The sequence below is a fragment of the Intestinimonas sp. UBA1698 genome, assembly GCF_002320075.1.
Classification (GTDB): Bacteria; Bacillota; Clostridia; order Oscillospirales; family Oscillospiraceae; genus Intestinimonas; species Intestinimonas massiliensis.
Genome location: NZ_DCJO01000025.1, coordinates 17,781 through 33,888 on the forward strand (window position 1 = coordinate 17,781; position 16,108 = coordinate 33,888).

The 16,108-nt window shown below is 59.1% G+C and carries 11 protein-coding genes; 5 read left to right on the plus strand and 6 right to left on the minus strand.

The window, feature by feature from the left end:
* The first annotated feature begins 91 nt into the window (after nucleotides 1–91).
* Genes B3H64_RS05070 through B3H64_RS05080 form a run of 3 tightly spaced genes read left to right on the plus strand, consistent with a single transcriptional unit; the run spans nucleotide 92 to nucleotide 5,221 of the window.
* Nucleotides 92–1,399, plus strand: a complete 1,308-nt coding sequence (locus B3H64_RS05070) for an SLC13 family permease (protein WP_256304446.1) — start codon at nucleotides 92–94, stop codon at nucleotides 1,397–1,399.
* A gap of 3 nt (nucleotides 1,400–1,402) precedes the next feature.
* Entirely contained in the window at nucleotides 1,403–2,785 is a 1,383-nt protein-coding gene (locus B3H64_RS05075) for an MmgE/PrpD family protein (protein WP_286733491.1), read from the plus strand.
* Nucleotides 2,786–2,827: 42 nt separating this feature from the next.
* Nucleotides 2,828–5,221, plus strand: coding sequence for a pyruvate formate lyase family protein (locus B3H64_RS05080; protein ID WP_286733493.1), 2,394 nt, complete (start codon nucleotides 2,828–2,830; stop codon nucleotides 5,219–5,221).
* A gap of 64 nt (nucleotides 5,222–5,285) precedes the next feature.
* Here the strand turns inward: B3H64_RS05080 and B3H64_RS05085 are convergent, their stop codons facing one another.
* Nucleotides 5,286–6,851 (minus strand): helix-turn-helix domain-containing protein, encoded by a 1,566-nt coding sequence (locus tag B3H64_RS05085; RefSeq protein ID WP_286733495.1) that lies wholly within the window; start codon nucleotides 6,849–6,851, stop codon nucleotides 5,286–5,288.
* A gap of 310 nt (nucleotides 6,852–7,161) precedes the next feature.
* Between B3H64_RS05085 and B3H64_RS05090 the strand changes: the two genes are divergently transcribed.
* Nucleotides 7,162–9,573: a pyruvate formate lyase family protein gene (locus B3H64_RS05090; RefSeq protein ID WP_195892316.1), complete on the plus strand. Its 2,412-nt coding sequence runs from the start codon at nucleotides 7,162–7,164 to the stop codon at nucleotides 9,571–9,573.
* A gap of 60 nt (nucleotides 9,574–9,633) precedes the next feature.
* Entirely contained in the window at nucleotides 9,634–10,935 is a 1,302-nt protein-coding gene (locus tag B3H64_RS05095; protein WP_050617927.1) for an SLC13 family permease, read from the plus strand.
* A 125-nt stretch (nucleotides 10,936–11,060) separates the two neighbouring features.
* On the opposite strand, the gene B3H64_RS05100 is transcribed toward B3H64_RS05095, so the two are convergent.
* From B3H64_RS05100 to B3H64_RS05120, 5 genes are all read right to left on the minus strand, one after another.
* Nucleotides 11,061–11,534 carry a TspO/MBR family protein gene (locus B3H64_RS05100; RefSeq protein ID WP_050617928.1) on the minus strand — a complete coding sequence of 158 codons (474 nt, stop codon included), beginning with the start codon at nucleotides 11,532–11,534 and terminating at the stop codon, nucleotides 11,061–11,063.
* Nucleotides 11,535–12,850: 1,316 nt separating this feature from the next.
* Nucleotides 12,851–13,981, minus strand: coding sequence for an N-acetylglucosamine-6-phosphate deacetylase (gene nagA, locus B3H64_RS05105; RefSeq protein ID WP_050617929.1), 1,131 nt, complete (start codon nucleotides 13,979–13,981; stop codon nucleotides 12,851–12,853).
* Nucleotides 13,978–14,730, minus strand: a complete 753-nt coding sequence (gene nagB / locus B3H64_RS05110; RefSeq protein WP_050617930.1) for a glucosamine-6-phosphate deaminase — start codon at nucleotides 14,728–14,730, stop codon at nucleotides 13,978–13,980. The genes nagA and nagB overlap by 4 nt, the downstream gene beginning before the upstream one ends.
* 14 nt (nucleotides 14,731–14,744) lie before the next feature.
* A complete protein-coding gene (locus B3H64_RS05115; protein ID WP_050617931.1) occupies nucleotides 14,745–15,659 on the minus strand; it encodes a dihydrodipicolinate synthase family protein in 915 nt (304 codons plus the stop codon).
* Nucleotides 15,649–16,108 (minus strand): YhcH/YjgK/YiaL family protein (locus B3H64_RS05120; protein WP_286733499.1); only part of this gene is annotated, 460 nt, incomplete at its 5' end. The genes B3H64_RS05115 and B3H64_RS05120, both read right to left, overlap by 11 nt.

The window sequence follows — 16,108 nt, forward strand, 5'->3', positions numbered from 1 at the left end:
CCGGAAATGTCATGCTATGCTTGCGCCAGCGAACGGGCGGCGTACCGCGGCGCCGCCCGGCCAGGAAAGAAAGAATGAGGAGGTTTTTTCGATGTCAGCTTCCACAGTCCTGATCCTGTTTCTTGTGGCAATGGTCCTCTCCATCTATTTCGGCAACCAGTTCGATGCAATCGGCCTGATCTCCATGTCCTTCGCCTATCTCATCGGCGTGTTTGGTCTGGGACTAAAGACTTCGGTCGTGGTCGGAATGTTCCCTGCCAAGATCCTCTTTACCATCATCGGCATCTGCTGGCTGTTCGGCTACGCCAATGAAAATGGCACCCTGCGGCAGATCACTCTCATCCTGGTCTACCGATTCCGCCGGTTCCCCAGCATCCTGCCTTGGGTCTTCTTCCTGATTGCGGGCGTGATTTGTATGACGGGCGCCTCCCCGTATGCGCCCAATGCCGTGCTGATGCCCATCATCATCTCCATTTGCCTGGCCACCAATATGAACCCCCTGTTTGGCTCCCTGATGGTCAATATCGGCTCGTACATCGGCGCACAGGTCCCCTGGGGGCAGGGCGCCAACATCCAGCGCGGTGTTCTGGAGGCCGGTATCCATGCCGGAGAGGTGGATTCCATCCTTTGGAACGGCTTTTTTACCTGCGCCCTGTTTGCGCTGGTCTCCGGTATCCTGACCTTCCTGCTGTTCCGCGGCTGGAAAGCTAGGGTGACCGATACCAACTTTATCACCCGGCCGGAGCCCATGACGCCTGTGCAGAAAAAGACCTTTGCGCTGATTCTGGTCCTGGTGGTTCTGATGGTGGTTCCCTCTCTGCTGGGCAACTTGGGTTTGAGCGCCCTGGCCGCTCTGTCCAGAAAGCTGGATATCTCCCTGGTGTGCATCGTGCTGGCCACCGTGGCCGCCCTGCTGAAATTGGCGGACGCCAAGACCGTGGTCACCCGACACATCCCTTGGAACACCCTGATGATGCTGGCTGGCGTGTCAATGCTGGTGGGCGTGGCCTCCGAGGGAGGCGCAGTGGACCTCATCGGCTCCTGGATCGGCGGCAACGTGCCCACGGCGATCATCGTGCCCATGTTCGTCCTGCTGTCCGGCTTCATGAGCGTTTTCTCTGCCGGCTCCTCCGTGGTGGTTCCCACCCTGTTTGTGCTGGTGCCCTCCGTACTGACCACAGCCGTGGGCGTCAACTATCATGCGCTCTATGCCGGCATCGCCATCGGGGCCAACGCCTCCGCCGTGTCCCCCTTCTCCGGCGGCGGCTCCCTGACCCTGGCCAACATCAAACAGGATGATATCCGGGAGAAGATGTTTCTGCCGCTCATCCTCTCAGCCGCCGCGCTGGTGCTTGTGGCCGCCGTGCTGGGTGCTGTCGGGCTGTACGGTCTGGTATAAGCCATGAAAGAAAACAGACTTTCCCAGGCACTGATTCGTCATGTGCGGACCACGGGCTATGGCGATATCCCCGCCGCCGCCTTGGCGGCGCAGAAACAGTCCCTGGCCGACATGCTGGCCGTTATGCTGGCGGCCACCGGGCTGGATGCCGCCTCCGCCCCCTTTGCCGCTTTTGCGGCGGAGGAGGGCCGGGGACGGTGCACGATCCTGGGCCGTGAGGAAAAGACCTCCCCCATGCTGGCGGCGCTGGCCAATGGGGCGCTGGTCCACGCGCTGGACTACGAGGATTCCCACGAGACAGCCACCGTCCATCCCAATTCCGCTGCTTTGCCCGCCCTTATGGCTTTGAGCCAGCACATCGGGGGCGTTTCGGGGCGGAGCTTCCTGACTGCCATGGCCCTGGCCAGCGATATCTGCTGCCGCCTGGACCTGGGGGTCAACGAGGACCTGCTGAAATACGGCTGGAACATGCCCCCCATCCACGGCTCCATGGGGGCGGTGCTGGGAGCCGGTAAGCTGCTGGACCTGGACGAGGGGCAGCTCGCGGACGCAGTGGCGCTGAACCTGTGCCAAGCTACCTGCAGCGGCGAGGCGGCCAACAGCGCCGGCTCCGCTGTACGAACCGTCCGGGAGGGCTTTGCCGCCCAGGCTGCGGTACAGTCGGCGCTACTGGCCGGGCGGGGGGTGCCGGCTCGGTTTGAGACGCCTTTTGAGGGAAAGCTGGGCTACTACCACATGTACGCCCGGGACAACTATACCCCGGAAAAGGTGCTGGAGGGTTTGGGGACGGTGTTTCAGGGCCAGTTCATCAGCTTCAAGCCCTGGCCGTCCTGCCGTGCCACCCATACCTCCATTGACGGGGTGCTCACTCTGATGCGGGAGCACCACATCGAACCGGGGGAGATCCAGTCCATCCACATCACTCTTCAGGAGATCGGCCGTATGGTCACCGAGCCCCGCGATGTAAAGTACCGGCCCCGGTCCGCCGCCATCGCCAAATTCAGTCTGCCCTTTGTGGTGGGCACCGCGGCAGTCTGCGGCCAGGTGGGGCTGGACAGCTTTGAGACCGAGCGGCTGTCCGACCCAGCGGTGCTGGCCATGGGGGACAAGGTGACCTGCGCCATTCGCCCGGACTGGACCAAGGAGCAGAACAAGTACACGGACCTCACCATCCGGACGGTGCGGGGGGAGTTTTCCCTGCACCTGGAACATCCCCTGGGCTGTGTGGAACATCCCATGGGGGAGGAGGCGCTGCGCCGCAAGTTTTCGGACTGCGCTGCGCGGGCGAAGAAGCCCATCTGTCCGGAGCGGCTGGAGCAGCTCTACGGCACGATCCTGCACCTGGAGGAGCTGGAAGACATGAACGGACTTTTCGACCTGCTGTAAATACAAACTGCGACATCGCACATGAAAACGGAGGAACCAAGTATGACAGACAGAATCAAACGGATGCAGGCGGCGCTGAAGGTGGACAAATTCCCCTTCTGCGCGGAGAAGGCAAAACTGGTCATCGAGTCCTGGAAGAAGCACGAGGGTCTGCCGGCCATCCTGAGCCGGGCCCACGCCACCGCCGACTATTTGGACCATCGGACCATCTATGTGGACGAGGACGAGCTCATTGTGGGCAACGTAGCCAGCAAGCCCATGGGTCTGGAGGCCTCCTGCTGGGGCCCCTTCTGGGACGACGACGATCTGGATTCCATCCTGGAGGGCAACTACACCATCTCCGACGAGGACCGAAAGACCTTGCGGAGCCTGGATTCGTTCTGGGACGGTCAGGACCGGCAGATGTATGAGTGGCAGGGACGCTTTTACGATGATGAACGCATGTGGCCCTTTATCCGCTCCGGAATCCTATGTCCGCCCTGGACCAGCAAGGTAAAGGGCCGGGGCTCCGGCGGCGCAGGCTTCGGCTGGGGTCTGGGCATCGGCCTGAGCTTCTTTGTCCCCGACTACGGTAAAATCGTCACCGAGGGCATCCACAAGACCCTGGATGAGGCCAAAGAGGAGCTGCGTCAGATCCGTTATGTGGATGATGACTCCTTTGACAAGGCCATGTATCTCCAGGCCGTCGTTATCGCCCTGGAAGCCATGGTGCGCATGTACCATCGGTATGGCGACGCCTGCCTGGAGGCCGCCGCCCGGTGCGCCGAGCCCAAGCGGAGAGCTGAACTGGAGCAGATGGCCGACACCTGCCACTGGATCGCGGAAAAGCCCTCCCGGGGATTCCGGGACGCCATCCAGAACTTCTGGTTTTACTGGATGATGATCACCCACGGCACCGTTCCCGGCGGCCGGTTTGACCAGTATATGTATCCCTTCTACCAAAAGGATATCGCCAGCGGTGCGCTCACCGACGACGATGTGGTAGAGCTCATCGAGTGCCTGCGCATCAAAATCATGCAGTTCAACTTTGTCTCCGGCAACGCCAAACAGCGGGACAAGTGGGCCGGCATGGCCCGGTGGCACAACTTCGTCATCGGCGGCGTGGACAAGGACGGCAACGACGCCTCCAATGAGTTAAGCTATCTGATCCTGCGCGCGGCCGACGAGGTCCGGACTCCCCAATTCACCATCACGCTGCGGGTTCATGACAAAACGCCGGAAAAGTTGATGCAGAAAGCCCTGGAGCTGGTCAAGACCGGCCTGGGTATGCCTGCCTTTGTCTCGGACAAGAGCTATATCCAGGGCCTGGTGGACCAGGGGGTGCCGCTGGAGGAGGCGCGGGACTATGCCCTGGCGGGCTGTCTGGACCTGAATCTGCCCGGCAAGTCCCGCATCAACGCCCTGGGCATGTTCATCGTGCCCAAGGTGCTGGACATCACCATGCACAACGGTATCATGCGGGAGACCGGCGAACGCATTGGACCCGAGACCGGCGAGATGAGGGACTTTAAGAGCTATGAGGACTTCGAAGCTGCCTTTAAAAAACAACTTTACTATTTTATGGGCATGTACAATGAGGAGCACAACATCCTCATCCGCGTCACCCGGGCGGTAAACTGCGACGTGGTCCACTCTGCCTTTGCCTATGACGGCATCAAGTGCGGCAAGGATATCATGGACCGAAAGATGCCCTATGAGAACGCCTCGCTCCTGAACCCGGTGGGCATGATCTCGGTGGCCAATTCCCTGGCCGCAGTGAAAAAGCTGGTGTTCCAGGATCAGGTGTGCACCATGGAGGAGCTGTTCCAAGCCATCGAGGCCGACTGGGAGGGTCACGAGGAGCTGCACAAGCGATGTGTGGCCGCGCCCAAATTCGGCAACGGAGACGATCTGGTGGACGATATCGCCGCCGACCTCTATAGGTTCTGGGCCAACAGATGCAATACTTTTACCACCGTCTACGGCGTACCGCCCCGTCCCACCGGTATCTCCATCACCGCTCATGCCCCCGGCGGGAGCTATACCTGTGCCACGCCTGACGGCCGCCATGCGGGAGACACCCTTCCCGACGGCGTGGCTTCTCCGGCTCAGGGTACGGACCGAAAGGGCCCTACGGTCTCACTGTGCAGCGCCATGAAGATCAACCAGGACCCCTTCAATGCCATGCTGCTGAACATGAAGCTCCATCCCACCGCGCTGGGCAGCGAGGACGACATCCATAAGCTGGGCGCCCTGATCCAGACCTACCTGACCAACGGCGGCAAGCACATTCAGTTCAATGTGGTGGACAACGAAACCCTGCACAAGGCCCAGGAGAAGCCCCAGGATTACCGGGACCTGGTGGTCCGTGTCGCGGGCTACAGCACCTACTTTACCCTGCTGACCAAGGCCGTCCAGGACGAGATCATCGCCCGGACCGAGAACCGGCTGTCCTGAAGATCCCTTCCGCAAAAGCGCCTCCGTGCCACGGCACGGAGGCGCTTTTGCGCTGGGAAGGCATTCAGGGCCGGAACTCCCGCTTCAGGACGTTTTCATAATACCGGATGAACTGGCAGGAGAACATCAGCCGCTGCCGCAGGTTGCCGTCCTCCAAATCCAACTGCAGCAGGTCCAGGATCTTGTTGACTTTGTTGATGACCGTATTGCGGTGCATGTAGGTGGCGGCGGCAGTTCTGACCAGATTGCGGTCATTGAGCAGATAATAGTACAGCACGTCCCGCAGATTGCTGTTATGCTGAGAGTCGTAGCGGGTGAGCAGGATCACTGCCGGATGCACCAGGTAGAGCACGTCGTCGTTGCCCTCAATCTCCAGATAGCGCTGCACGCACAGGTCAATGACGCAGTACATGGAGTAGTCCTCGTGGAAGAAGATGCGCTCGTCGCAGCTTTTGCGCAGTGCCTGGGCCAGAAGCGCGGTTCGTTTGGCCAGCAGGAAATTGGAGCCCAGTGCGTCCAGGTTGCGGGTGCCGTTGCTGACGGCCATAAAGCCGTTGTAGCGCTCCAGCAGGCGGGTGAGCTGCCCACTGTCGTCCAGCTCGGGACGGAAGGTACGCTCCCGGTAACTGAGCAGGATGACCACATCCTTGTGGTAGACAGCCAGATTGGCTCTGGGAAAGCATTCCCGCAGCCGAGCCAGCAGATAATTGTAGGGTACGCCGGCGCCGCCCCCGGCGAAGGTAATCACCGCCACCTGCACAAACGGCTCCACCGGATTGGGCATCCGGGACAGGGCGGAACGGATCTCAGCCGAGCCGGTGAGCCGGCGTTCCACAATATCCTCCCAGCACTGCTGAAAGAGCTTGGTGCTGGAGCCCAGCCGCTCCAGATCATGGGAGAGGAGTCGGCGGCTGAGGCAGTCGGCGGCGCAGTCGCACAAAGACTGTACCTCCGGCCCGTCCCGTTCCTGGCGGCCTTCGATGAGCAGCATCCCGAAGGGGTCGCCCAGGTGGGCCATGCGGCGGCCGTAGAGGACCAGTTCGGTGCCGGGGATGGCGCAGGACCCGCCGCCGTCCGGCGGCATGCCGCCGAAGAGCAGCTCGGCAGTGCGCAGGGGGAGGGCGCCGGTGGCGGCCACCTGACCGGACAGATAGGCGCTGCCTTCCATCCCGGCTCCGGCCACCACTCGTCCGTTGTGGTCCAGCAGCAGGACGGCGGAGCCTGCCAGCTTGGCGGTGAGAGCCACGATGGCGTGGAGCCCTCCGCCGTGGTCGGTGAGCTCCTGATAGGCATGGCACCAGCCGGCTTTCCGGGCGGAGGCGTCGGCCAGGGTGTTGTAGAGCTTGGCCAGAGAGCAGGAAAAGAGGACCAGACTGCCGCCCGGAAGGGAGAGTTTCGGCAGGTCGTCGGCGCAGGCGTCGGAGAGAAGTACGGTGGTCCCTGGAGCGATCCGGGCCCCGGATAGTCCGGTGGCCGCCCGCACGTCCCCCAGGTAGAGCCGGTCGGCGGTCAGCGTTTTCTGAGTGCAGAGCAGCTCCACCCGGTCGGGACAGGCATCCTGGCCGGGGCAGAGAGCGGTGCGGAGGACAAAAGGCTCCAGTTGCCGGAGCAGAAAGCGCAGGCTTGACATAAACTCTCCTCTTTTCAGCCATGAAGTTATAAGAACGGAGGGGACTGGGGAGGAAACACCCATATTATACACAAAACCTGGAGCTTTTGCATAGGATGCGAGAAAAAAGAAAAGGAACTATTGTGAAAAATGTGCAACCCGCACATTTGTGAACACGTTCATTGTACGCTTGATACAGAAAAGATCCCACGCAGGCTTCTCCTCTTGCAGTGGGCGGAGCGGTGTGTTATGTTCAGGATGAACTTGTTCACTACATTTTTGCAGACGAAGGCCGCGTCGGATGTCCGCGCGGATAGAAGGGGGAAACAGGATGACAGACCGAGTCAAACGTATGAAAGAGAGCCTGCGGGTCAACAAATATCCACTGTGTGTGGAGATGTTCCGGCTGGCCAACGAGTCCCTGGATGTGACGGCGGGGGAGCCCATGCTGCTGCGCCGCTCCAAGCTCCACGCCCATATCCTGGACAACATCACCATTTTCATCGAGCCCGACGACCTGCTGTGCGGCTCTGGAGCCAGTAAGCCCTTTGGCCTGGAGATGCAGTATGAGTACGGCGTGTGGACCAAGGATGAGGTGGAGTCGCTGAAAAGCGAGATCTACGACATCAGCCCCGAGGATGAGGAAGAGCTCTATCGGCTCAACGAGCGGTTTGCCGGCAACGCCCTGAACACCAACCTGGTGGAGGCCATGGGCAAGAGCCTGGGGGAGAACGACCGGCTGTGGCCCTTCATGAAATCGGGAGTCATCCTGCCACCCTGGAAGGACAAAAGGGGCGGTTCCGGCGGCGGCTTCGCCATGTCGGGGTATGGTCTGGGGCCGGGATTTTCGCTGGTATGCGTGGATTACGCCCGCATCCTGAACGAGGGCGCCAAGGGAATCCTGTCCGAGGCGCGCAAGTGCCTGGAGGACCTGCGGTACGACAGCCCGGACGCCATTGAGAAGCGCAACTTCTGGGAGGGCGTTATCATCGTGTTCGAGGCGTGGGTCCGCTTCGCGGGCCGCTACGCCGCGCTGGCGGAGCAGATGGCCGAGGAGGAGGACGACCCCGTCCGGAAGGCCGAGCTGCTGGAGATGGCGCGGATCTGCCGAAAAGTGCCCTATGAGCCCGCGGGGAGCTTCCGGGAGGCGATGCAGTCCTTCTGGTTCACCTTCCTGATGATTTGCCCCTCGCCCACATCCACCGCAGGCCGCTTTGACCAGTACATGTACCCCTTCTACCGCAGGGATATTGACGAAGGGAAGATTACCGACGGCGAGGTGCTGGAGCTGCTGGAGATCATGCGCTGCAAGGTGATGAAGGTCAACCGGGTCTCCGGCAAGGCCAACCGGGCCAAGAACGCCGGCATGGCCAAGTGGTACAACTGGACCATCGGCGGACAGAAGGCCGACGGCTCCGACGCCACCAATGAGCTGTCCTATCTGCTGCTGGAGGCGGCCCGGGATACCCACCTGCCCCACCACACCGTGACCGTCCGGGTCCATGCCGGCACGCCGGAGAAGCTGATGCTCAAGGCGCTGGAGTGCGTCCGAAGCGGCTTGGGAATGCCCGCCTTCCTGGGGGATGAGTCCTACATCCATTTCTTTGCCAACCAGAGCCAGACCAACCGGCTGCCCATTGAGGTAGCCCGGGACTACTGCGCCACCGGCTGTGTGGATGGCAATGTTCCGGCCGTGACCCGCACCCAGGTGGCCTGCTTTTTCATCATCCCCCACGCCATGGACATCGCCATGCACAACGGCTACTGCCGCTACACCAAGGAGATGGTGGGGCTTCCCACCGGCGATGTGACCCGGATGGCCACCTTCGAGGAGTTCAAGCGCGCCGTCTACGATGAGATCCGATACCTGATGAGTATGGCCAACGAGCGCATCAACGTGGAGATGATCGCCGAGCGGGACCTGTTCCCCGATGTGTTCCGGTCCGCCCTGATGAAGGACGGTGTGAAGGTGGGCAAAGACATGTTTACCCGCCGGTTCGATTTTGAGAATGGCGCTGTGCTGGGCGCTGTGGGCGGGGTGAACACCGGAAACGCCCTGTACGCCATCAAAAAGCTGGTCTTTGATGAAAAAAAATACACCATGGAGGAGCTCCTGAAGGCGCTGGACGCCGACTGGGTGGGCTACGAGGCCATGCAGAAGGAGTTCAAGGCCCAGCCCAAGTACGGCAACGCCTATAAAGAGGTGGACGACATGGTGGCCGATGTCTACAAGCTCCACGCCGACACCTGCCTGGGCCTGCCCTGCGTCTACGGCGACAGCCTGAAGCCCAACGCCATCTCCATCTCGGCCCACCAGCCCGGCGGCGCGCTGACCGGCGCTACGGCCGACGGGCGCAAGGGCGGCGAGATTCTGGCGGACGCCTCCCTGTCCCCTGACCACGGCCAGGATACCCACGGCCCGCTGGCGGTGTTCCGCAGCGCCATGGAGGTGGACCAGGACCCCTATCAGGGCACCCTAATGAACATGAAGTTTCACCCTTCCAACATGAAAAGCGAGGACGATTTAAAGAAGCTGGGCTCTATGATCAAGACCTATCTGACCCATGGCGGCAAGCACATCCAGTTCAACGTGGTGGACCGGGCGGAGATGGAGGACGCCAAGATCCACCCGGAGGAGCATCCCGAGCTGGTGGTCCGGGTGGCGGGCTACAGCGCCTACTTCACCCGCCTGCCCGAATCCATCCAGGACGAAGTCATTGAGCGCACCTCCCAGGACCTGTAACGAAATGCGAAAAGGGGCGCGGCCCGCTTCCGCGCAAAAAAGAAAGAGAGGTAACGGTTTATGGCACTTTGGCTGTGTATCATCGCAATCGTGATCTCCATCCTCGTCGGCTGGAAGTTCAAGCTCAACACGGGTATCCTGGCAATGGGCTTTGCCTTTGTCATCGGCATCTGCGTCATGGGTATGAAGGCCTCGGCCATCATCGCCTTCTGGCCCACAACCATCGTATTCTACCTGCTGTCCATCTCCCTGTTCTTCAACTATGCCACGGAAAACGGCACCATGGAGGTGCTGGGGCAGAAGCTGCTGTATGCCATGGGCGGCAACGCCAAGCTGGTGCCCTTTGCCATCGCCGCGGTGTCCGCCATCGTGGGCGGGCTGGGTGCGGGCGCCTCCACTCCCGCTATCGTGGGCCCCTTCGCTTTTGTCATGGCCGCCACAGCCGGCGTAAACCCGGTCCTGACGGCGATCGCCATCACCTTCGGCAACCTGGTGGGCTCCAATAACCCCTACAACGGCTACGGCGGAAGCATCTCCAAGAACCTGATTATCGCCAACGGCGTGGATGAGGTCACCACCATGGATTGGTCTCTAAAAATTTGGTTCAACTGCTGCATCATCACCATCCTTATCATTGTCCTGTTTTACCTTGTCCTGAAGGGCCACAAGGCCGATAAGGTAGCCATGGGGCAGAGGCCGCCCGCCTTCAACCCGATTCAGAAGAGAACGGTGACCATCCTGTTGGCGGCCTTCTTTCTGATGGTAGTGCCCCCCATCCTGAACACCTGGATTCAGGGCGTGGCCATCCTGTCCACCCTGAACCAGTTGTGCCAGCCGCAGGTCATTATGATGCTGGGCGCGCTGCTGTGCGCGGTGCTGAAGCTGGGCGATGAGAAGACGGTGATCCGCAAGATCCCCATCAGCACCATCGTCATGATTGTGGGTGTCTATTCCCTGATCAAGGTGGCCGCTGAGGCCGGCCTGGTGGATTTTATCTCCGGCGTCCTGAGCAGCAGCATTCCGCGCCTCCTGGTGCCCGCTGCCATCGTCCTATTTGCCGCGTTCCTCAGCTTCTTCTCCAGTTCCACCTCCACCGTCATGCCTCTTATGTATCCTATGGTTCCCGCGCTGGCAGCCAGCCTGAGCCTGAATCCCATCACTTTGTATACCTGTATCTTTTTCGGTGGCCTGGCGACGGCCTGCTCCCCCTTCTCCACCGGAGGCGCCGTGTGCATCGCCGCCAACCCCTATGAGGATCAGAAGGAGCTGTTGTCCAACAAGATGATCGTTGCCGCGCTGGTGTGTCCGGTGGTTACCATCATCGCCGCAGAACTGGGTTTGTTTAGCCTGTTCCAGGCGTGAATGTCCATAGTGAATTGTCAAACCAAGTGCAACCGGAATTGAGTTCGAAGTCCCATAATTCCTGGATAGAGGTACGGACAAAGGGGGCCGCTGCAATTTGCAGCGGCCCCCTTCCTTGCAGCGCTTCAGTTCAGTATCCAGACACCAAAATTCAAGTAGGCGGCAAAGGTTACCCAGAGAAGATAGGGGATTTGCAGCCATGCCGCCAGAGGATCGACCTTGCGGAAGGAGAAGATCATCCACAGGATTAATAGCCATAATATGATCAACCAGATAAGCGCAAAGCCAAAGTTCTGGAGATTGAAGAAGATAATGCTCCAGAAAAAGTTGAACGCCAACTGAACAAGGAAAAGCAGCAGACCGTGGGTACGTGCCCTGGACGCCTGTGCGGAGTAGATCCGGGCGGCACCGAAACCCATGAGTGCAAATAGAACGGCCCAGACAATTGGGAACACGATGCTGGGCGGTGACAAAGGAGGCTGTTCCACTGTTGCCATATAGGCTTTGGTGCCATCCCGGGTCAGCCATCCGGAGAGGCCTCCGACTGCTTCTGTAAAGACAATCCAAATGAGATATGGTTTCCGCATGTGCTTTTCCATACACAATCACCCAAGCATAGAATATGTGAGTTTGTTCCCCAATTATGCATTCAGAGCAACTGCTTTCAGACGGGCTTAGAAAATGATAAGGCAAAACGGTGCGCAGCCTGCCACGGGAATCGTTCCCCCTTCCAGGCCGCAGACCAGCGCAGCGATTGCAGTTTAGAGGCGAGAAGCAGCAGAATGCGTGCACGACGAGGTTTGCTGTGAAATAGAAAAGCTCGTCGCAGACGCTATAACGCTTGCGACGAGCTGGCTCGACAGGAACGAGCGATAACCACCCGCGCCGCGAATGGGACGGCCATCCCTGGCCACAATCCGCCCGAGGATAGGCTGACCGTCTGTCCCTCCGGGCCACCGCTCCGGACAGACATAGGCATCCCGTGCCGCGTCATAGCAAAACGCACTGCTGTCAAGCTCCGTCTTTTGAATGGCTGGCGTTTGCCGCGACCGAGCGTAGAACACCGTATGGAACCGCCTCAGAGAAAGGTCGCAGGGCTGGAGCGTTGATCTTTCCCACCCAATACCGATTGGAAAGGCCAATCAGTATTCCATACACACCGTAGCAGCATATTGTTGGTAAGCGCAGAGGCGTTGTGTATAATAAGAACAGGTGAGAAAATTGAATTTGATTGCAAGTGCGCTCCTGCAGGAAAAGTAGCGCATTGAGTGTATGCTGCAAGGATACCGTGAAGAACTCGGCCGCCTTCCCAAAGGACGATTTCTGAAAAACACGTGAAAGATGCCACCCACTATTATTTGAAATACCGTGCGGGCAAAAAAGTAGTTTCGCAGTATATACGTTCTCGGGACATAGAAGCTGTGAAAAAACAGATCCCACGGCGCAGACATATTGAAACAAGGTTGCAAAGCGCAGAGCAGAAAAGAAGGGCAACGCACCGTTAGCGTTTACGAGCACAACGAGGAAGCCGCATTTTCGGAGTGCAGCGTTTTGAGGTTTGATGTCCCGGATGAGGTGTGGATGGACTTTTGGAAATCAAGAAACTTTATAACCAGTTGGTATTGACAACGGAGAAAGCGTTGCCTTATCTGCATTATATGGAAAATATTCAAATATTACACTGTGAGCAATATATATCTACGGAACGAGTTTACGCAAGTTTAGAGATATTTTCCGTGATGCCGTAGACGTGCGCTTGCCCACAGTCCATTCACCTCTGTGAAACGGCCTCCCCGCAAGGAGAGTGGAACTCCTGGGGAAATTACAACAAGTTTCCACCTTTTGGATGGCCGCAGACATTAGAAAATGGAGTAGCGGCCGCGCCTTATCATTTCGGGAAACGAAGAAGCGAGGGTTACAGCGCTCCGGAAACCACTTCGCCGTGGAAGAGAACTGCTTTCAGATTGTAGTCCTTGTCCAGCACGGCAATATTAGCATTCTTGCCCACATCCAGAGAACCGACGTGGTCGTAAATGCCCAGCACCTTAGCAGGATTTACCGCCGCTGCGGTGACGGCATCCTCCAGAGAGATACCAAAGCCAGTGACGGTTTTTACACACTGCATCAAATCACTGACAGAGCCGGCCAGCGTGTTGGGATCACCCTTTATGGTGGCTCGATTGCCGTGTACTTCGATGGCCTGTCCGCCGAAAGGATACTCGCCGTCAGGCATCCCGGTAGCCCGGAGGGAGTCGGAAACCATGATGACCCGGTCCCGACCGAAGAGCTGGAACACGGTGCGGATGACGCTGGGATGAATGTGTACGCCATCGCAAATCAGCTCCACTTTGACCTCGGGATGGTCGAAGGCGGCGCCTACCACACCAGGTTCCCGATGGGTAAAGGGCAACATAGCGTTGAACAGGTGGGTAGCCTGCCGTGCGCCTGCCGCATAGGCGGCGTAAGCGGTGTCGTAGTTGGCGGTGGTGTGGCCCAGAGAAACCGTCACCCCGTCGTCAATTGCTCCCTTGATGAACTCCATGGCGCCAGGCTGCTCGCAGGCCAGCGTCACCAGTTTCACCAGACCGTTTGCGGCTACCTGAAGCCGATGGAGCATGGCGGGGTCCGGATTGTGAAGGTAGGCGCCGTTCTGTGCTCCCTTTTTTGCCATGCAGAGAAAGGGACCTTCCAAATTGATACCTACCAGCTCCGCGCCGCCTGGGCCTGCGGCCTTGTGAGCAGCGGCGGTTTTGCACACGTCGGTGAGAATCTCCTCGGACAGCGTCATACCTGCCGGGCAGATCTGGGTAATGCCCCGGCTCAGCTCATAATCTGCCATCTTCCGGAGTCCTTCTGCCGATGCATCAGAGAAGTCTTCTCCCACACATCCGTGGAAGTGGAGGTCCGTCAACCCAGGAATGAGATAGCAGCCAGACACATCCACAGAGCTGTCGGCATCTTGTGTAATCAATCCGTTTTCTACACAGAGATCCCGGAGGATAAAGCCTTTCGTCGAATCAAAAACCTGTCCGCCGGCCAGTTTCATATGACTACAACTCCTTCCCGGGAAGGCAGCTTGCTCAATGCTGCGCGGTCAGCTACAATGATGACATCGGGGTGAATCTGAAGAATAGAGGCGGGTACCTGCGGATCAATCTTGCCGGAGAGCGTTTTGACGACAGCGTCTGCCTTTTCGATGCCGCTGACAACTACCAGAACCCGCTTAGCCTGCATGATGTGCTTCACGCCCATGGTTAGAGCCTGACGAGGTACATCAGCCTCAGAGGTGAAAAACCGCTTGTTGGCGTCGATGGTGTTTTCAGTCAGATTTACTACGTGAGTGCCAAGAGTGAATTTATCTGCCGGCTCGTTGAAGCCAATGTGGCCGTTGCGGCCCAGACCCAGAAGTTGGAGGTCAATGCCGCCCAGAGAGTCGATAAGGGCGTCGTAGCGGGCGCACTCTGCGTCGGGATCTTCCGCCAGACCGTTGGGGACATTGGTTTTGCTGACGTCAATGTCCACCCGGCTGAACAGGTAGTGATTCATAAACCAGCGATAGCTCTGATCGTGGTCACCCCCTAGCCCCCGATACTCGTCCAGATTGACGCTATGCATCTTGGAGAAGGAGAGATCCTTCTTCTCACACCACTCCACCAGCTGATCATAGGTGCCGATGGGGGTGGAGCCGGTGGCCAGGCCCAGCACGCAGTCGGGCTTTAGGATCACCTGAGCAGAAATGATATTGGCTGCCTGACGGCTCATGGCGCGGTAATCCGCGCACTCGTAAATGCGCATGGAGTGATCTCCTCTCAGCAGAATTTCTGAATGGCTGCCTGAATCATATCAGAGCAGACATGCACAACGGCACTATCGGCTTCGGTCAGATTGGGTAGAGGAGCCCGGACACCGCCCAGATTCAGACCGTACTGCTTTTTCAGAATGGCCTTCATAACAGCATACAGATTGCCCTTGGCAGAGCACATCTTGTAGATAATACGGCAGATTTCGTTCTGAACTGCTGCAGCCTTTTCCACCTTACCGGCATAGAACAGCTCCCATATCTTCAAGAACAACTCGGGCATCACGGCATAGGTGCCGCCGATACCACCGGTAGCACCGATGGCAAGTCCGGAGACCAACTGCTCGTCGGGACCATTCATCACCACGAAGTTGCTGCCGCCTTGATCCTTCCACATCTGAATGTCCTGAGTGGGCATGGAGGAGTTTTTTACGCCAATAACTTTGGGGTTTTTCTGCATTTCTGCCAGAAGAGAGGGCGTCAGGGATACGCCTGCCAGTTGTGGGATGTTGTAGATGATGAAGTCGGTGCTGGGGGCGGCGGCGGATATGTCGTTCCAGTACCCGGCGATGCCGTAGGGGGGCAGGTGGAAGTAGATGGGCGGGATGGCCGCGATAGCGTCCACGCCCAGGCCCTCGGCATGCCTTGCCAGCTCCTGGGAGTCGGCGGTGTTGTTGCAGGCCACGTGGGCGATGATGGTCAGCTTGCCGCCCACCTCGGCCATGACGTTCTCCAGCACCACCTTGCGCTCGGCTACGCTCTGGTAGATGCACTCGCCGGAGGAGCCGCCCACGTAGAGGCCCTTCACGCCCTTTTCGAGCAGGTGCCGGGCCAGGGCCCGGGTCCGCTCGGGGGAGATGCTGCCCGCATCGTCATAGCAGGCATAGAAGGCGGGGATGACCCCCTGGTATTTTTTAATATCCATAGGAATATGACCTCTTTCCGCCCGAATAGGCAATTTTTAAGACCAGCTTATCCACGTCCACCGCGGTGCCGGCGGCGATCTTTGGCAGATGCCCTTCACCGGGGAAAACGAGCAGAAAAGCCCCCTGCTCCAGGGTGAGGATTTCTTTAGGCGCCCCACGGTACATGACCGCGTCTTCCTCCGCCCGAATCTCAACCGGCTCCAGCGCTTCGATGGGCGCAAGCGCCACCTTTTCAATGCCGGTGAGGACGACGTGGAGATCCAGGTATCGCTGATGTGCCTCGAATGGCGTCCCTTGGGAGAGGGGGGCGGTCGTGTAAGTGAAATGGTTGCCGTAGACTTCGTCCCCAGCGATCTCTACCCGTCCAAGTGGGAGCGCCGTCAGGTCAGCCGTCTGGAGGAAGTCAATCCCCCTGTCGATGTTTGGCGACATCCCACGGTACCGGGCC